Raw genomic sequence first — 16,622 nt, 5'->3', positions numbered from 1 at the left:
ACGGTCAGTTTTCATCAGTCATGGGAGCATCGTCACATGCAACTGGGAATCGTGGGGCTTGGCCGCATGGGCGGCAATATTGCAAGACGCTTGATGCGCGGCGGCCATAGTACGGTGGTGCATGACCGCGACCACAGTGCCGTGAAAGCACTGGAGGAAGAGGGCGCCAATGGCGCGCACGATCTTGGCGCGCTGGTGGCCAAACTGAAGAAGCCGCGAGCGGTCTGGGTGATGCTGCCAGCCGGCGAGCCGACCGAGCAGACCATCGCTCAGCTGGCAGACATGCTCGACGCCGACGATGTGATCATCGATGGCGGCAACACCTTCTACAAGGACGACATCCGCCGCGCCGCGGACCTGGGAAAACGTCAGTTACACTACATTGATGTCGGCACCTCAGGCGGTGTCTGGGGCCTGGAACGTGGCTACTGCATGATGATCGGTGGCGAGAAAGCAGTCGTCGAGCGCCTTGATCCACTGTTCGCCACCCTGGCGCCCGGCGTTGGCACCATTCCCCGTACCCGCGGTCGCCACGGCCCGGCCGGGCGAGCCGAACAGGGCTACATCCATGCCGGTCCCGCCGGTGCCGGGCATTATGTGAAGATGATCCATAACGGCATCGAGTACGGCTTGATGCAGGCCTATGCCGAAGGCTTCGACATTCTCAAGAGCAAGGGCAGCGAGGCCTTGCCGGTCGAGCAGCGCTTTGATCTGGATGTGGCAGAGATCGCTGAAGTCTGGCGCCGTGGCAGCGTGGTCACCTCCTGGTTGCTGGACCTGACTGCTGACGCACTGGTCGCCGACCCGCAGCTCGGCGGCTACAGCGGTTCGGTGGCCGACAGTGGCGAAGGCCGCTGGACCATCGATGCCGCAGTGGAGCAGGCCGTCCCCGTACCGGTGCTGTCCAGCGCCTTGTTCGCCCGCTTTCGCTCACGCCAGCAACAGGGTACCTATGCCGACCGGATGCTCTCGGCCATGCGCTTTGGCTTTGGTGGCCACGTCGAGAAGAAAGCCGAATGAGCCATACTCCGATCGAAGCTGCGCCACCTTGCACCCTGTTTCTGTTCGGCGCCAATGGCGATCTGGTCAAGCGTCTGTTGATGCCGGCCCTTTACAACTTGAGCCGCGACGGGTTGCTGGATAAGAACCTGCGTATCGTCGGGGTGGACCACAACGCCGCCAGCGACACCGAGTTCGCCGCACGCCTGGAAGCCTTCATGCGTGAGCGTGACAAAGCCAGCCAGGGCGCCAACTGCCTGGATGAAAAGCACTGGAGCCGGCTGGCCAAGCGCATCGGTTACCAGACTGGCGACTTCCTCGACGACGCCACCTATCAGGCCATTTCCCGGCGCATCGAGAAGAACCCCAGCGCCAATGCGGTGTTTTACCTCGCCACCTCGCCACGCTTTTTCAGCGAGGTCGTCCAGCGCCTGGGCGCAGCCGGGCTGCTTGATGAAAGCGCAGGCTTTCGCCGGGTGGTGGTGGAAAAGCCCTTCGGCTCAGACCTGGCCAGCGCCGAAGCGCTCAACGCCTGCCTGCTCAAGGTCATGAGCGAAAAGCAGATCTACCGTATCGATCACTACCTGGGCAAGGAGACGGTGCAGAACATCCTGGTCAGCCGCTTCTCCAACGGTATCTTCGAAGCGTTCTGGAACAACCATTACATCGACCACGTACAGATCACCGCGGCCGAGACCGTCGGCGTGGAAAGCCGTGGCGCCTTCTATGACAGCACCGGCGCCCTGCGCGACATGGTGCCCAACCACCTGTTCCAGCTGCTGGCCATGGTCGCGATGGAACCGCCGGCGGCGTTCGGTGCCGACCCGGTGCGCAGCGAAAAAGCCAAAGTAATCGGCGCCATCCGCCCCTGGTCGAAGACCATGGCGCTGAAGAATTCGGTACGTGGTCAGTACACCGCTGGCAAGCAAGGGCGCAAACAGTTGCCTGGCTATCGCGAAGAGCCGAGGGTCGACCCAGACAGCCAGACCGAAACCTATGTGGCATTGAAGGTCATGATCGACAACTGGCGCTGGGTCGGTGTGCCGTTCTATCTGCGCACCGGCAAACGCATGAGCGTGCGCGACACCGAGATCGCCATCTGCTTCAAACCGGCGCCGTATGCGCAGTTTCGCGATACCGAGGTCGAGCGCTTGCAGCCCAACTACCTGCGTATCCAGATCCAGCCTAACGAAGGGATGTGGTTCGACCTGCAGGCCAAGCGCCCGGGACCGGCGTTGGCGATGGAGAACATCGAACTGGGTTTTGCCTACAAGGACTTCTTCAAGATGCAGCCTTCGACGGGCTACGAGACCCTGATCTATGACTGCCTGACCGGGGATCAGACGCTGTTCCAGCGCGCCGACAACATCGAGAACGGCTGGCGTGCAGTGCAACCGTTTCTTGATGCGTGGAAGGAGGGTGGGGAGGTTCAGCCCTATGCCGCCGGGGACGATGGTCCGGCGGCGGCTGACGAGTTGCTGGCCCGGGATCGGCGGGTGTGGCATCCGATAGGGTGAAGGCCGTTACAGCCAGTAAGTCACTGCCCACCAACCCAGCCCGCCCATCACTACGGTGTAAGGCAAGGCCATCCACACCATCCGTCCGTATGACAGGCGAATCAGCGGCGCAATCGCCGAAGTCAGCAGAAACAGGAAAGCTGCCTGGCCATTGGGGGTCGCCACGCTCGGCAGGTTGGTGCCGGTGTTGATCGCCACGGCCAGGGTCTCAAAGTGTTCGCGGCTCATATGGCCATCGAGGAACGCCTGTTTGACCTCGGTGATGTAAATGGTGGCGACGAACACGTTGTCGCTGATGGCCGAAAGCAAACCGTTGGCAATGAACAGCATGCCCGGTTGCTGATCAGTTGGCAGCGCCAGCACCCACTGGATCAGCGGGGTGAACAGTTGCTGGTCATGAATCACCGCAACCACCGCAAAGAACACCACCAGTAGCGCGGTGAACGGCATGGCGTCCTGGAAGGCACGGCCCAGGCGGTGCTCGTCGGTGATACCGGTGAACGCGGTGATCAGTACGATCACCAGCAAGCCGATCAGGCCCACCTCGGCAATGTGCAGGCCCAGGCCGACAATCAGGATCAGTGCGGCCAGGCCTTGTACCAGCAGCGCAGCACGTTGCTGCGAAGTACGCTGGGCATCGTCTTCAGCGGCATACGCGGCCAGCACCTGACGCACGTTGTCTGGCAGCAGGGTGCCATAGCCGAACCAGCGCAGTTTCTCCAGCACCACACAGGTCACCAGGCCGGCGGCCAGCACTGGCAACGACACCGGGGCAACCTTGAGGAAGAATTCACCGAAGTGCCAGCCCATCTCGTGGCCAATCAGCAGGTTCTGCGGCTCGCCCACCAGGGTGCAGACGCCACCTAGCGCGGTGCCGACAGCACCATGCATCAGCAGGCTGCGCAGGAAGGCGCGAAACTGTTGCAGGTCGTCGCGTTGCAGTTGGGCGATGTTGTGATCGCTATCGAGGTTCGACTCTTCCCGCGGGTTGGTGCCCGAGGCAACCCGGTGGTACACCGAGTAGAAACCCACCGCCGCACTGATGATCACCGCGGTAACGGTCAAGGCATCGAGAAACGCCGAGAGAAAGGCCGAAAGAAAGCAGAACAGCAAGGCCAGCAACGCCTTGGAGCGCACCCCGAGAAGAATCCGCGAGAACACGAACAGCAGCAGATCCTTCATGAAATAGATGCCGGCAACCATGAACATCAGCAGCAGGATCACCGGGAAATTGTGCTGCAGCTCGTCATACAGCGCCTGGGGCGTGGTCATGCCCAGCACCAGGGCCTCGGCCACCAGCAGGCCGCCCGGCATCAACGGGTAGCACTTGAGCGCCATGCCCAGGGTAAAGATGAACTCGATCACCAGCACCCAACCGGTGACCACCGGCCCGAGGGTGATCAGCAGCAACGGGTTGAGCAACAGGAACAGGCACAGGGTGGCCTTGTACCAGCGGGGCGATTGCCCGAGGAAGTTATGGGCCAGGGCGCCGGCCAGGGAGCGGGACATGTAAATGTATCCTAATAATTCAACAGGAGCGCAAGGTGCCGGATACAGGCGTTCAGATCAAGGTAAAAGTCCCGGTTTTGGCACAAGCGCGGCCTTCGGCGATGCGGGTGCCTTGATATAGTCCTGCGATTATCCTCGCCGCCTTCAAGGAGAGCACTGTGACTGAGTACCAGGCATTCAAGGTCGAACTCAACGACAACATCGCCCACGTGCAGATCAACCGCCCGGAAAAGTACAACGCGATGAACGCGCCGTTCTGGAGCGAAATCGTCGAGATTTTCAAATGGATCGATGACACCGATGCGGTCCGCGCGGTGGTCATCAGCGGCGCGGGCAAACACTTCTCCGCCGGCATCGACCTGATGATGCTGGCGTCGCTGGCCAATGAACTGGGCAAGGACGTCGGCCGCAATGCGCGCCTGCTGCGCCGCACCATCCTGCGTATGCAGGCCTCGTTCAATGCCGTGGACAACTGCCGCAAGCCGGTGCTGGCAGCGATCCAGGGCTACTGCATCGGTGGTGCCATCGACCTGGTCTCGGCCTGCGACATGCGCTACTGCAGCAACGACGCACAGTTCTCGATCAAGGAAATCGACATGGGCATGGCGGCCGACGTCGGTACGCTGCAGCGCCTGCCGCGCATCATCGGCGATGGCATCATGCGTGAGCTGGCCTACACCGGGCGTACGGTCGAAGCTGAAGAGGCGCAGCGCATCGGCCTGGTCAATCGGGTCTACGATGACCATCAGGCATTGCTCGAAGGAGTCTTTGCCATTGCCGCTGAAATTGCGGGAAAATCCCCCATTGCCGTGGCCGGTACCAAGGAAATGCTCAGCTATATGCGCGATCACCGAATCGACGATGGCCTGGAGTACATTGCCACCTGGAACGCCGCCATGTTGCAATCCACCGATCTGCGGGTGGCCGTTGCCGCCCACATGAGCAAACAGAAACCCGAGTTCGCCGACTGATTGCAGCGGCGGGCCCGCGCAAGGAACCGGAACATGGCTGTGCGTTGGACCACCGCGGTACTGGACACAAACCTCGCTGGCGGCTGGGCGGTCGCGCGCTGCAGCGAGGGTTTCCTGGTTGACGACAACGGTGCGCTGTTCCCGCGCGACTGGCTCAAGCGTCAGGAACTGGACGTGCTGTTCGAGCACGGCATCGGCCATTTCGATGGTCAGCCGGTGTACCTGCTTGAACTGCGCCAGCCGCAAGCGGTGGCCGGTTGCAGCTGGCGCGGGTTGCGTCAGTTCATGCTCGAAGGCGACTTCGAAACCTACAAGATCCTCGGCTATGCGGCGCAGATCGCCACCTGGGCCCGCGAGCACCGGTTCTGCGGCAGTTGTGGCCAGGCCATGAGCCAGATCCACCTGGAGCGGGCGATGTACTGCCAGCCCTGTGACCTGCGCAGCTACCCGCGTATTTCGCCGAGCATGATCGTGCTCATCACTCGCGGCGACGAAATTCTTCTGGCGCGCTCACCGCGCTTTGTCACCGGGGTCTACAGCACCCTGGCGGGTTTTGCCGAGCCCGGCGAGTCGGCCGAGGACTGCCTGGTGCGCGAGGTGCGCGAAGAGGTGGCGATCGAGGTGCAGAACATCCAGTACGTGGGCAGTCAGTGCTGGCCGTTCCCGCACTCGATGATGCTCGGTTTTCATGCCGAGTACGCCGGGGGCGAGATTGTCATGCAGGCGGACGAGATCGAAGACGCGCAGTGGTTCCGGGTCGATGCGCTGCCGCCGTTGCCGGCGGGGCGCTCGATTGCCCGGTACCTGATCGATCTCTACGTGGCGCGGCGCTTAGGCCTGGCCGAACCAGTGCTGCCACGCTAGGCGCACGGTCAGGGCCAGGACCACGGTGATGAACACCGGGCGGATGAACTTGCTGCCGCCACTGATGGCGGTACGCGCGCCGAAAAAGGCGCCGACCATCAGTGCCGACCCCATCGACAAGCCGACCAGCCAGTCGACCTGCCCGGAAAAGATGAACACCGACAACGCCGCAGCGTTGCTGACGAAGTTCATGCTGCGTGCCACACCACTGGCCTTGACCAGGTCGATGGGGTAGAGCAGCAGGGTGCTGACGGTCCAGAATGCACCGGTACCAGGCCCGGCCACACCATCATAGAAACCCAGGGTCAGGCCCTGGGGCAGCTGCCATTTCTTCTTCACCGGCACATCGGCATCCAGCGGCGCCTTGGGCGTGCCGCCGAACAGCAGGTAGACCCCGCAAAGGAAGACGATTGCCGGCAGCATCTTGTTCAGCCACTCAGCCGGCAGGTAGTGCGCGACCACCGCGCCGATCAGGGCGCCGACAAAAGTGCCGCCCAGTGCGTGGCGCCACTGGTCCGGGTGGAACAGTTTGCGCCGGTAATAGGTAAAACCGGCAGTGGCCGAGCCGAAAGTCGAGCTGAGTTTGTTGGTGCCCAGTACCAGATGTGGCGGCATGCCGGCGGTCAGCAGGGCAGGGGTGGTCAACAGGCCCCCGCCACCGGCGATGGCGTCGATGAATCCGGCAACAAAGGCAACGGCGGCGAGAATGGCGAGGGTGGTCAGATCTACGCTAAGTTCGAAAGGCATGGCATGGACTTAATCGGTTGGGCGCAGAAGGGGCTGCGCCCGAAGGCCGATATGGTAATGGAGATGAAGTGGGCTGTCAGGCCATGCTGCGCTGAGCCGTAGGAGGCATGCATCGGTTTCAGGTTCTTGTCACATTCTGCGACAACCGGCCGCACCCCGAAAATAAAGGGATACAGACGTACGGGGCAATAGGCGCTGGAACCTTGGCAGAGCGCCATGACAAAATGTCGCGCTTTCTCGACAGGCCTCGTGCGCGAGGCGCAACACCTTCCCGAAAGGATGGTTACATGACTGATTTACTGACCCGGCGCCAGGTCATGGCCGGGATCAGCCTGCTGAGCCTCGGTGTTCTGGCAGGTTGCGACCCCCGCTCCGGTGGTGCGCTCGATTTCAAATACGGCAAGGACATGAGCAACAAGATCCTCGGCCGCTCCTTCAAACTCAAGGATACCCAGGGCAACCCACGTACGCTGTCCAGCTTCTGGGGCTCGATGCCGATGGTGTTCTTCGGCTTCACCCAGTGCCCGGCGGTGTGCCCGACCACCCTGGCGCGCGCGGCACAGATCAAGAAGCTGATGGGCCGCGATGGCGGTTTCCTGCAGGTGGTGTTCATCAGCCTCGACCCTGAACGCGACACCCCCGAGGTGCTCGATGCCTACGTCAAGGCCTTCGACCCTTCCTTCGTAGCGCTGACCGGTACCCTCGAAGAGACCGCCGCGGCCGCCAAGGAGTTCGGTGTGTTCTACGAGAAGGTGCCCAGTGGCGACACCTACACCATCTCGCACACCTCGACCAGTTACGTCTTCGATTCCCGTGGCCAGTTGCGCCTGGGGTTGTCCCATTCACTGACCGCCAAAGAGTGTACGGAAGATCTGCTCACGGTCATGGAGGTATGTTGATGCGCAATTCAGTCCAACCGTTCAAACGCACCCTGGCCGCGCTGGCCCTGATCGGCCTGGCGTTGCCAGCCATGGCCGACACCAGCGTCAAAGACGCCTGGGTGCGTGCCACTGTGCCGCACCAGCAATCGACCGGTGCCTTCATGACCCTCACCGCCAGCAGCGACAGCAAGCTGGTGGATGTGCAGTCGCCGGTGGCCGAAATCGTCCAGGTGCACCAGATGACCATGGATAACGATGTCATGGGCATGAAGCAGGTGCACAGCGTCGATTTGCCCGCCGGCAAGGCAGTCAGCCTCGATCCCAACGGTTATCACGTGATGCTGATGAAGCTCAAGCAGCAGGTCAAGGAAGGTGAGCAGGTGCCTCTGACCCTGGTGATTGAAGACGCCAAGGGCCAGAAGCAGACCCTTGAGGTCAAGGCGCCAGTACGTGCCCTGAATGCCGAAGCCATGCACGGTCACGAGCACATGCATTGATCAAGCGCTAACCGGTTTGCCAAAGCCAGGCTGCTGTCAAGGACGGCAGCCTGGCTTTTTTGTGCGCGCCATCAAAATATTGCGTCGCATTAGTATTCTCTTCTCATTTACAAATCGTTACCATTTACGTTCTTCTTTACAATCTTTACAAAAAAGGAACACATGGTGGCACTTTCGCGTATTCGCCCGGCTTCCCTTTCTGTGCTGAGCGTGCTGGTTGCTCCAGCGCTGCAGGCCGAAACCCTGGCCATTCCGGCGACCTCGGTCAACAGCAGTTACGAAGAGCAGAGCTACAAGGCCAGTGAAAGCAAAACCGCACTGAAGATCGACGCACCGCTGCGCGACATTCCGCAGACGGTCAACGTCGTGCCGCAAAGTGTGATCAAGGATCAGGGCGCGCAATCGATGGAAGACGTGCTCAAGAACGTGCCCGGCATTGGTCTGTCCAACGGCGACGGCCAGCGCGACCAGGTGACCATTCGTGGTTTCAGCGCTATTGGCGACATGTATGTCGATGGCCTGCGTGACGATGCGCTGTACTACCGTGACCTTTCCAACGTCGAGCGGGTGGAAGTGGTCAAGGGCCCGGCGGCGGTGCTGTACGGACGTGGATCGTCCGGCGGCCTGATCAACAGCGTGAGCAAAAAGCCTAACTTCAGCCCGGTACAGGAAGTCGGGGTGAGCTTCGACAGCGAAGGCAAACGCCGCACCCAGTTCGATGCCGGTTGGGCCGACCAACAGCAGGGCGACAAAGCGTTCCGTATTACCGGGGCCCTGGAAGACAGCGACACCTTCCGCGATGACGGCTACATCGACCGCAAGGCCATTGCGCCAACGGCTTACTTCAAGCTCTCCGACGACCTCGACCTGACCGTGGGAGCCACTTACCTGTACGACAAGCGCCTGATCGATTTCGGTATCCCGGCCCTGGGCGATCGCCCGGTGGATGTCGACCGCGACAAGCGTTTTGGCGCCGCCGATCCGGATGATGATTATGCCCGTAGTGAAGTTTTCTCTTTTACCGCAGGTGTCGACTATCGCCTGAACGACGACTTCACCCTGAGCAACACCAGCCGTTACTACCACTACGACCTGGACCGCAATAACACCCTGGCTGACTCCAGCCCCACGCGCTTTGTCACCGGCAGCAATGGCGAACTGCTGGTCAAGTTGAACCGCGGCAACGTGCAGCGCACCGAAGACGGCTGGTTCAACCAGACCGAACTCAAGCACCAGGCGCAGTTGGCCGGGATGAACCACAACCTGTTGTACGGTGTGGAGCTCGGTCGCCAGGTCAAGGACCAGTCGGTGTTCAGCCAGAACAACGTGGCCCAGGTGCCGGTATTCCGCGATGGCCTGGTGGATGTGCCGTTTCAGGCAAATAAGCAGACCGCCAAAGGCACCACTACCCAAGACACCGCAGGTTTCTATGTGCAGGACCTGATCGAACTGGCGCCGCAGTGGAAGGCCCTGGTCGGGGTGCGCTACGACGTCTTCGACCAGGAGTATGACGATGACCTCAAGGGCGCCGAGCTGTCGCGTACCGACACCACCTGGAGCCCACGCGTCGGCCTGGTGTACCAGCCGGATCAGATCCAGTCCTACTACGTGTCGGTGAGCCGTTCCTACCAGCCGTCTTCCGAAGTGTTCGCCTTGAGCGCCGGCAACCAGGGCCTGGAACCTGAGGAAACCACCAACTATGAGGTGGGTGCCAAGTGGGATCTGCTCGACAGCCGCCTGGCGGTGACCGCTGCGCTGTTCCGCCTGGAACGCACCAACATGAAAACCACCGACCCGGCCAACCCGGCCAATCTGGTGCTGGCGGGTGAGCAACGTACCGACGGTTTCGAGGCCACGGTCAGTGGTCAGTTGACGGACAAGTGGCAGGTGTATGGTGGCTTCGCCTTCCTCGATGCGGAGATCACCAAGTCCAACAGCAAAACCAATGGCGTGCCGAACGAAGGCCAGACGCCGACCCTGACCCCGCGCACCAGCGCCAACCTGTGGCTGGTGCGTTCGCTGAGCGAAACCTGGCGAGTGGGCATGGGCGCCAACTATGTGGATGAGCGCTACACCGCTCTGGACAACGTGGTGGTGATGCCGTCCTACACCACGGTGGATGCAGCCTTGCTGTACAACCAGCCGAAGTGGGACGCGGCACTACGCCTGCGCAACGTGTTTGACCGTGACTACTATGCCTCGGCCCATGGTTCGGTCGACCTGATCACGCCGGGCGCGCCTCGCACCCTGGAGTTGAGCACCAACTACCGCTTCTGATCGGTAGGAGCAGGCTTCTGTGGGAGCGGGCTTGCCCCGCGATGCGATTTGGCTGACAGACTGCAATCGCGGGGCAAGCCCGCTCCCACAGGTAAGGTGTATCTGTTTTCAGGGTTTGCGACGCCTGCCGGTGACCATCGACAACGGCAGGTTTTCCTTCAGGCGCAGGCTTTCGATCACGGCCGCGGCGATATGCACACAGACCAGCGCCAGCAAGGTGTTGGCCATGTACTCATGGATATCCCGCGGCAGATCTTCGCCCCAGAAATAATCAACTTCTTCCAGCAGAAACCCGCTCACACCCAGGCCGAACATCAGCGCCAGCATCAGCACCATGACCAGTGCGCCGAGAGGGGAGTGCCCCAGACGGTGGTAGTCCTCGCCGTTGAACAGGGCATGCAGATGCCGCTTCAGCCGCGCCGGCGTCGGCCAGAAGTCTTTCCAGCGCGCTGCCGGCGTGCCGACAAAACCCCAGGCAGTACGAATCAGCACAATGGCCACGGCGTAATACCCCAGCCAGCGGTGCCAGCCATCGCCTTCTTCGGTAAAGAAATAACCACCGACAAAGGCCAGCACCAGCGACCAGTGACAGAACCGCACTAAAGGATCCCAGAGGCGCAGGGTGTCGTTGCTCACCTCAGTCCTCGATTTCTGACTTCACGACTTTGCCATCGACGGGGTTGAAGTAGATCTCGACCTTTTGCTTATCCTTGTTCCAGCCGTAGATTTCGTAGCAGTTGCCATCGGTTACTTTGAACTTCTTGATGTCATAGCCTTGAGCCTTGAGGCCTTCCTGAAACTTGGCCTGATCCTGCCATTGGCTCTTGTCGGCAGTGGTGCATTCGGTTTTGGCGAGTGCCAGCGGGCTGGCGACGAGCAGTGCGACAAGCAATAGGTTACGCATGACGAGACCTCGTGAGAGTGGGAACACGCGGCAGCACAGCCATGAAGCCTGATTGAGCTTATGTCAGAGCGGGTGACTTCGCGAATGTCTCGCCAATCCGTTCGAGCCTGCAGCCGTTACTCAACGAAAACGCGGCAGGGGACGGTCAACCTTCAGCGATGTCAGGGTTTTCTTGACCAGGGCTTCGTCGGCCTCTACCGCCTTGAGGCTGGCGCGGATGCGGCCGGCGACCGGTACGTCGCCCTGACGGTCGATCCAGTCGGCAATTTCCTTGCAGGCCGAGGCCAGCGTGGCTTGCCGGTGGTCGATCAGGGTCAGTAGCGTGGTGATGTCTTTTTCGGACATGGTGCAATCCTCCTTTCGGCGAATTCAGTGTAGCAGCGCCGGTGAAATCTGCCCTCGTGCGCCTGGCCAATCGTCCGCGGCGCGGTTGTGGCTGACCAGGGCCTGACGTACTATCCTTGGCAGCAAGCGATACCCCGCATACTTATAACCAATTCCTCAGCGCACACGCTTCCACTCAGGCCCGACGGGCATGGGTGCTTCAGGCTGGGCGCAATGTTGTGCCTGGCGTCTGCAAACGATCTGGAGTAACACCCCCACCGATGAATACCCCCGTGGATGCGCGAGCCGGCAGCTGGCTCAGTGTGATCGCCCTGGCCCTGGCGGCCTTTATCTTCAATACCACCGAGTTTGTGCCGGTGGCCTTGCTCAGTGACATTGGCAGCAGTTTCGAAATGTCCACTGCCCAGGTCGGTCTGATGCTGACGATCTATGCCTGGGTGGTGGCCCTGGCGTCGCTGCCGATGATGCTGCTGACGCGCAATGTCGAGCGGCGCAAGCTGCTGATCATTGTCTTTGTGTTGTTTATCGTCAGCCATTTGCTGTCGTGGATGGCGCAGAGTTTCGCCATGCTGTTGTTCAGCCGGATCGGGATTGCCTTGGCGCACGCGGTGTTCTGGGCGATTACTGCCTCCCTGGCGGTGCGGGTGGCGCCACCAGGGCAGCAGGCCAAGGCGCTGGGGCTGTTGGCGACCGGTACGACGCTGGCGATGGTGATGGGCATTCCATTGGGGCGGGTAGTGGGCGAGGCGCTGGGTTGGCGTATCACCTTTCTGGCGATTGCCGGGGTGGCGTTGGCGACTCTGGTTTGTCTGGTCAGGTCGCTGCCGCTGTTGCCCAGTCAGAATTCAGGGTCGTTGCGCAGTGTGCCGGTGCTGTTCAAGCGCCCGGCGCTGGTGACTGTGTATGTGTTGGTGGCGTTGGTGATTGCCGCGCAGTTTACCGCTTACAGTTATATCGAGCCGTTTGCGTTGAATGTCGCGCAGATTGGTGGCGAGCTGACGACGGTGCTGCTGTTGCTGTTTGGCGGGGCCGGGGTGTTCGGGTCGGTGCTGTTCAGTCGCTACAGTGAGCGTTTTCCCGGTGGGTTTCTGCTGGCTGCCATTGCGATGCTGGCGGGCTGTCTGTTGTTGCTGCTGCCGTTGTCGGGTGACTTTGCCTGGCTCGGTGCCCTGAGTGTGTTCTGGGGGATTTCGATCATGTGTTTCAGTCTGGCGCTGCAGTCGAAGGTGCTGATTCTGGCATCCGATGCGACGGATGTGGCGATGGCGATGTTTTCCGGGATTTATAACATTGGTATTGGGGCGGGGGCTTTGATCGGTAGTCTGGTGAGTGTGCACATGGGGTTGGGCAATATCGGGCTGGTCGGGGGGGCGCTAGCGGTGGCGGGGTTGGTGTTGTGTGGGGTGACTACATATCGGTTTGCCCGGGCTGGTTGACTGTCAGTGGGAGCGGGCTTGCCCCGCGATGAGGCCTTTGATGGCGCTGCACTTTGTGAGCATATCCATTTGCCAAGGTGGCGCTGAGTCACCTTTCCGCCCTTACGGCGGGTTACTTTGGCAAACGCCGGTGTGCCGGCCCAGCCCAAAGTAAGCAAAGGTCTCGCCCCACCAGGGGCCCTACGCTGCGCTTCGGGTTCCCTCCTTCCGGTGTCGCTACGGGGCATTGCGAGCTACGAGTTGCAAGCAACTCTACGCTTCGCAACTTCGGCTAACGCCGAAGGCGCTGCGCGCTAGCCCCTCCACGACACCTCCACTCGGCCCTACTGGTTAACGGGGCCGGTGGATCAAGATCAAAAGCAGATCAAAAGCAGATCAAGATCAAGATCAAGGGCACAATTCGCTGCGCTCTTGCTTTTTGTCTGTGGCGTTAGCCCGGGCGTAGGCCGCGTTCTTCGAAATAGTCTTCAAGTACCTGCGCATCGGCATTGCTGCGGGCCAGGGCGATGTAGCCGTCCGGTCTTATGAGGTAGACGGCGTCGCGTATAAGACCCGCCGCTTCATGGGCTTCGCTCCAGATGAAGACGTCCACCGGGATGCCGTGACCACTGCACCATTGCACCAGGCTGGCGCTGACGGCACCGTATACCTGCACTTGCCAGCACATTCGGTTAAGGCAGTTGAAGTTGTCGCGCCCGCCTTCGGCTACCCAGGGCAGGCGATCGCCTCCCTGGACATGGCCGGCATTGCCGGTGCTCAGGGGCATGTAGCGGTAGTTGAGGGTGACCTGTGAGATGGTCCGAAAGAGAAATTCGCGCGCCGTTTTGAATGCCACCAGCCGGGGGATCAGCCGCGGCGCCAGGCGGGTACGCAGCAGGGCGGCAACGCGGCCATCGGCGGTGATGAAGTTGAACACCTGGTCGGTGGTGGACACCAGGCGCTGGGCAAAGGCGCTGCGTTCGATTTCGTAGGTGTCGAGCAAGCCGGGCTGGGCTTTGCCACGCAGGACGCTGGCCAGTTTCCAGGCCAGGTTGATGGCGTCACCAATGCCGGTGTTCATGCCCTGGCCACCGGCCGGGCTGTGGACATGGGCGGCATCACCCAGCAGGAAGGCCCGCTGGCGGCTGAAGTGCTCCGCCACCCGATGATGTACACGGTAGGTGGAAAACCAGTTGACCTGCTGGATCTGGACCTTGAGGTGTTCGATGGCGCGCTGGCCGACGTCTTCGAAACGCAGTTGATCGGGGTGCTCTGCACGTTCGTCGCGTACGGTGCCGATCAGCCGCGCCCGGCCGCTCCCCGCCAGTGGAAAAACCGCGAGGAAGTCCGCTTCGTCAATGTCGACATGCAGCTCGCCATTGAGTGCAGGACCTGAGGCCTGGACATCGGCAACATAGAACACCTGCTGGTAGGTGCCGCCGGGAAAACCAATATCCAGGGCCTTGCGTACGGTGGAACGGGCACCGTCGCAACCGGCCAGGTAGTTCGCCTCACAGTGCTCTTCCAGACCATTGCCATGCCGCAGTTGGGCACTGACACCTTGCCCGTCCTGATTGAACCCCATCAGCTCGGTCTCGCGTTCGACCTCGACACCGAAGCCCTGCAATCTCTCGATCAGCAACTGCTCATGTTCATCCTGGGGAAAGATGTGCAGGAAGGGGTAGGGCGTAACGAAGGCGCCGATAATGCTGAAGGGCAGGTGCGCTGCGACCTGGCCATTAACCCAGAGGTTGGCTGCTGGCACCCGGTGGCCGCGTTCGAGAACGGCCGCGGTCAGGTCCAGCTGTCGGTACAGCTCCAGGGTCCGGGCCTGCACAGCCAGGGCCCGCGAGGTCGTGCCGGGGCCGGAGGTCCTGTCGATGATGCGCACCTTGATGCCCAGTTTGCTCAGCCACAAGGCCAGTACCAGCCCGGTAGGGCCGGCGCCAACGATCAAAACCTCACAGCGTTTCATCGCACGCGCTCCTCAGCGCTGGGCGAACGCCAGGTTCAAACCCAGGCCGGCAAAGGATGCCGCAAAACTGCGGCGCAACCAGTCCTGCACCCGCGGCGATTCGATCACCGCACGGCGGAACAGGTTGGCCAGCAGACCGTACAACACGAACACCACAAAGGTCATGAGCATGAACACCCCACTCAGGCTGAGCATCTGCCCGGTGACTGAACCACCTTGGGGCGTAATGAACTGAGGCAGGAAGGCAAGGAAGAACAGGGTCAGTTTGGGGTTGAGGATGTTCAACAGACCGGCGCGCAGCATCAGGCTGCCGGCGCTGCCGACCTTGGTGTTGCTGTCTACGGCGAACGCCGAACGGTCGCGCCAGGTGGCATAGGCCAGATACAACAGGTAGGCGACGCCAGCGAACTTCAGCCCCTGAAAGGCCAGGGCGCTGGTGTGCAGGATCGCCGACAGGCCGAGGATCGAAGCCAGCAGGTGCGGGATAATTCCGGCCGTGCAGCCCAGTGCCGTATACAGGCTGGCACGCTTACCGGCCACCAGCGCAGTGGAAATGGTCAGGATCACGCCGCTGCCGGGAATCAGCACGACGATCAGTGAAGTGATGAGAAAATCCAGGCTCGGCATTGTGCTGCGCTCCGTGCGGTCATGGGTTAGTTGAAGATCGGCTCCACCGATCAGAAAAGCATAGTACTAACCGCTGTCTGCTGAAGGCAATATTCTGAAGCAAGGTATTAAAACAGTCTTTTTAATACCTTGGGTGCGCGTGTAAATGGAGTTTAAACCGTAGGTCGACACTGCTTGCCTAACGTGGAAAGTGATCTAGGATCCAATATTAATGGTGTAGTAAACCTTCTCGATATCCACTGTTGTTGCGCCTTTAGTGTAAAGCCTGTGTTACAGGGTATTGGAAAAATCTGTTGTTTGCGTGGAATCAATAGCGGCTTCTGCTGTTGGTGCGTTCCTGTCTTTGTGTTTTTTTGTGTGGAGATATGTCGAAAGTGCTCGATGGAATGCGTCTTATTTGAAGTCAAAGCGATGCCGGAGCACTGAGGAGCAAGGTTATGGATAATGAGCGGGATATAATAGAGCGGCTGCGCAATGGCGATGCTCTTGCATTGGAACGCTTGATCAAAATGCATCATGCGTTTCTTATCACGCTCGCAACACCCTTGGTGGGTCCAGACTCTGCAAATGATGTCGCTCAGGAAACCTGGCTGAAAGCGGTTGCGGCAGTTGATATGTTCGAGGGGCGTTCAAAGTTCCGGACATGGTTGGCGAGAATTGCGATTAATGAAGCCCATTCAATAAACCGAAGAAAAGGGCGAGAGATTTCTCTGGACTGGTGGGATGAGGATCACCGCTCAGTAACTGTTTCAGACTTTGATGTTAATGACGGCGCTTGGGTGTCGGCGCCCAAACAGTGGCATCACGATGGCCCTGAAGAGTTGTTGGCTGAAGTCGAGCTGCATGATTGTATTCGCAAGCATCTGTATCGCTTGCCTGGGGCTCAGCGAAGTGTGGTGATCATGCGTGACCTGGGTGGGCTCGAGTACAAGGAAATTGCTACTACCTTGGGGCTGACGGAGGTGAATGTACGCGTGTTACTACATCGTGGGCGTCAACGTATGCAAGCGATGCTCAGTCATTTTCAGGAAGAAGGAAACTGTTGAGTAACTGCAGAGCACCAGTCTTACTCGGCATCAGGGCACGTCCCTGTG

Annotated in this window: 16 protein-coding genes; 9 read left to right on the top strand and 7 right to left on the bottom strand. The window is 60.5% G+C overall.

Going from position 1 to position 16,622, the window contains the following annotated elements:
• Nucleotides 1–36 precede the first annotated feature (36 nt).
• A complete protein-coding gene (gnd, locus tag ACVI9W_RS01920; RefSeq protein WP_461529002.1) occupies nucleotides 37–1,020 on the top strand; it encodes a phosphogluconate dehydrogenase (NAD(+)-dependent, decarboxylating) in 984 nt (327 codons plus the stop codon).
• Nucleotides 1,017–2,516: a glucose-6-phosphate dehydrogenase gene (gene zwf, locus ACVI9W_RS01915; RefSeq protein WP_461529001.1), complete on the top strand. Its 1,500-nt coding sequence runs from the start codon at nucleotides 1,017–1,019 to the stop codon at nucleotides 2,514–2,516. The genes gnd and zwf overlap by 4 nt, the downstream gene beginning before the upstream one ends.
• 6 nt (nucleotides 2,517–2,522) lie before the next feature.
• Here the strand turns inward: zwf and nhaB are convergent, their stop codons facing one another.
• Nucleotides 2,523–4,025 (bottom strand): sodium/proton antiporter NhaB, encoded by a 1,503-nt coding sequence (nhaB, locus tag ACVI9W_RS01910; RefSeq protein ID WP_461529000.1) that lies wholly within the window; start codon nucleotides 4,023–4,025, stop codon nucleotides 2,523–2,525.
• A 158-nt stretch (nucleotides 4,026–4,183) separates the two neighbouring features.
• On the opposite strand from nhaB, the gene ACVI9W_RS01905 reads away from it, so the two are divergent.
• Entirely contained in the window at nucleotides 4,184–4,996 is an 813-nt protein-coding gene (locus tag ACVI9W_RS01905; RefSeq protein WP_038611893.1) for a crotonase/enoyl-CoA hydratase family protein, read from the top strand.
• A 33-nt stretch (nucleotides 4,997–5,029) separates the two neighbouring features.
• Nucleotides 5,030–5,860 carry an NAD(+) diphosphatase gene (gene nudC, locus ACVI9W_RS01900; protein WP_461528999.1) on the top strand — a complete coding sequence of 277 codons (831 nt, stop codon included), beginning with the start codon at nucleotides 5,030–5,032 and terminating at the stop codon, nucleotides 5,858–5,860.
• On the opposite strand, the gene ACVI9W_RS01895 is transcribed toward nudC, so the two are convergent.
• Nucleotides 5,828–6,607 (bottom strand): sulfite exporter TauE/SafE family protein, encoded by a 780-nt coding sequence (locus ACVI9W_RS01895; RefSeq protein ID WP_461528998.1) that lies wholly within the window; start codon nucleotides 6,605–6,607, stop codon nucleotides 5,828–5,830. The genes nudC and ACVI9W_RS01895 overlap by 33 nt on opposite strands.
• Before the next feature lie 287 nt (nucleotides 6,608–6,894).
• On the opposite strand from ACVI9W_RS01895, the gene ACVI9W_RS01890 reads away from it, so the two are divergent.
• The 3 genes from ACVI9W_RS01890 (at nucleotide 6,895) to ACVI9W_RS01880 (ending at nucleotide 10,262) form a co-directional block, all read left to right on the top strand.
• Nucleotides 6,895–7,506: an SCO family protein gene (locus ACVI9W_RS01890; RefSeq protein WP_038611884.1), complete on the top strand. Its 612-nt coding sequence runs from the start codon at nucleotides 6,895–6,897 to the stop codon at nucleotides 7,504–7,506.
• Nucleotides 7,506–7,985 carry a copper chaperone PCu(A)C gene (locus tag ACVI9W_RS01885; protein WP_038611880.1) on the top strand — a complete coding sequence of 160 codons (480 nt, stop codon included), beginning with the start codon at nucleotides 7,506–7,508 and terminating at the stop codon, nucleotides 7,983–7,985. Before ACVI9W_RS01890 ends, ACVI9W_RS01885 begins: the two co-directional genes overlap by 1 nt.
• Nucleotides 7,986–8,147: 162 nt before the next feature.
• Complete coding sequence (locus tag ACVI9W_RS01880; protein ID WP_461528997.1) at nucleotides 8,148–10,262, top strand: TonB-dependent receptor; 2,115 nt, start codon at nucleotides 8,148–8,150, stop codon at nucleotides 10,260–10,262.
• Between the two features lie 108 nt (nucleotides 10,263–10,370).
• Here ACVI9W_RS01880 and ACVI9W_RS01875 read toward each other — a convergent pair whose 3' ends face one another.
• The 3 genes from ACVI9W_RS01875 to ACVI9W_RS01865 all read right to left on the bottom strand — a co-directional run bounded on the left by ACVI9W_RS01875 (nucleotide 10,371) and on the right by ACVI9W_RS01865 (nucleotide 11,511).
• Entirely contained in the window at nucleotides 10,371–10,898 is a 528-nt protein-coding gene (locus ACVI9W_RS01875; RefSeq protein ID WP_461528996.1) for a cytochrome b/b6 domain-containing protein, read from the bottom strand.
• Nucleotide 10,899: 1 nt separating this feature from the next.
• On the bottom strand, nucleotides 10,900–11,166 hold the full coding sequence (locus tag ACVI9W_RS01870) for a PepSY domain-containing protein (RefSeq protein WP_157192999.1): 267 nt from the start codon (nucleotides 11,164–11,166) through the stop codon (nucleotides 10,900–10,902).
• Nucleotides 11,167–11,286: 120 nt separating this feature from the next.
• Nucleotides 11,287–11,511, bottom strand: coding sequence for a hypothetical protein (locus ACVI9W_RS01865; RefSeq protein WP_038611868.1), 225 nt, complete (start codon nucleotides 11,509–11,511; stop codon nucleotides 11,287–11,289).
• Nucleotides 11,512–11,771: 260 nt separating this feature from the next.
• On the opposite strand from ACVI9W_RS01865, the gene ACVI9W_RS01860 reads away from it, so the two are divergent.
• A complete protein-coding gene (locus tag ACVI9W_RS01860; RefSeq protein WP_461528995.1) occupies nucleotides 11,772–12,947 on the top strand; it encodes a sugar transporter in 1,176 nt (391 codons plus the stop codon).
• Nucleotides 12,948–13,377: 430 nt separating this feature from the next.
• Here ACVI9W_RS01860 and ACVI9W_RS01855 read toward each other — a convergent pair whose 3' ends face one another.
• Nucleotides 13,378–14,901 (bottom strand): FAD-dependent monooxygenase, encoded by a 1,524-nt coding sequence (locus ACVI9W_RS01855; protein WP_461528994.1) that lies wholly within the window; start codon nucleotides 14,899–14,901, stop codon nucleotides 13,378–13,380.
• A gap of 12 nt (nucleotides 14,902–14,913) precedes the next feature.
• Entirely contained in the window at nucleotides 14,914–15,528 is a 615-nt protein-coding gene (locus ACVI9W_RS01850; protein ID WP_342622463.1) for a LysE family translocator, read from the bottom strand.
• Between the two features lie 437 nt (nucleotides 15,529–15,965).
• On the opposite strand from ACVI9W_RS01850, the gene ACVI9W_RS01845 reads away from it, so the two are divergent.
• Complete coding sequence (locus ACVI9W_RS01845) at nucleotides 15,966–16,574, top strand: RNA polymerase sigma factor (RefSeq protein WP_461528993.1); 609 nt, start codon at nucleotides 15,966–15,968, stop codon at nucleotides 16,572–16,574.
• Nucleotides 16,575–16,622 lie beyond the last annotated feature (48 nt).

The organism is Pseudomonas sp. 210_17 TE3656 (assembly GCF_054821965.1).
The sequence above is the reverse complement of the archived record's forward strand: the minus strand, read 5'-3'. Positions and strand labels throughout refer to the sequence as shown.

Coding starts and splice junctions, on each gene's coding strand:
- ACVI9W_RS01855 (WP_461528994.1), bottom strand. CDS start 14,901: ATGAAACGCTGTGAGGTTTTGATCGTTGGCGCCGGCCCTACCGGGCTG.
- nhaB (WP_461529000.1), bottom strand. CDS start 4,025: ATGTCCCGCTCCCTGGCCGGCGCCCTGGCCCATAACTTCCTCGGGCAA.
- nudC (WP_461528999.1), top strand. CDS start 5,030: ATGGCTGTGCGTTGGACCACCGCGGTACTGGACACAAACCTCGCTGGC.
- ACVI9W_RS01860 (WP_461528995.1), top strand. CDS start 11,772: ATGAATACCCCCGTGGATGCGCGAGCCGGCAGCTGGCTCAGTGTGATC.
- ACVI9W_RS01870 (WP_157192999.1), bottom strand. CDS start 11,166: ATGCGTAACCTATTGCTTGTCGCACTGCTCGTCGCCAGCCCGCTGGCA.
- ACVI9W_RS01865 (WP_038611868.1), bottom strand. CDS start 11,511: ATGTCCGAAAAAGACATCACCACGCTACTGACCCTGATCGACCACCGG.
- ACVI9W_RS01845 (WP_461528993.1), top strand. CDS start 15,966: ATGGATAATGAGCGGGATATAATAGAGCGGCTGCGCAATGGCGATGCT.
- zwf (WP_461529001.1), top strand. CDS start 1,017: ATGAGCCATACTCCGATCGAAGCTGCGCCACCTTGCACCCTGTTTCTG.
- ACVI9W_RS01895 (WP_461528998.1), bottom strand. CDS start 6,607: ATGCCTTTCGAACTTAGCGTAGATCTGACCACCCTCGCCATTCTCGCC.
- gnd (WP_461529002.1), top strand. CDS start 37: ATGCAACTGGGAATCGTGGGGCTTGGCCGCATGGGCGGCAATATTGCA.
- ACVI9W_RS01890 (WP_038611884.1), top strand. CDS start 6,895: ATGACTGATTTACTGACCCGGCGCCAGGTCATGGCCGGGATCAGCCTG.
- ACVI9W_RS01885 (WP_038611880.1), top strand. CDS start 7,506: ATGCGCAATTCAGTCCAACCGTTCAAACGCACCCTGGCCGCGCTGGCC.
- ACVI9W_RS01880 (WP_461528997.1), top strand. CDS start 8,148: ATGGTGGCACTTTCGCGTATTCGCCCGGCTTCCCTTTCTGTGCTGAGC.
- ACVI9W_RS01850 (WP_342622463.1), bottom strand. CDS start 15,528: ATGCCGAGCCTGGATTTTCTCATCACTTCACTGATCGTCGTGCTGATT.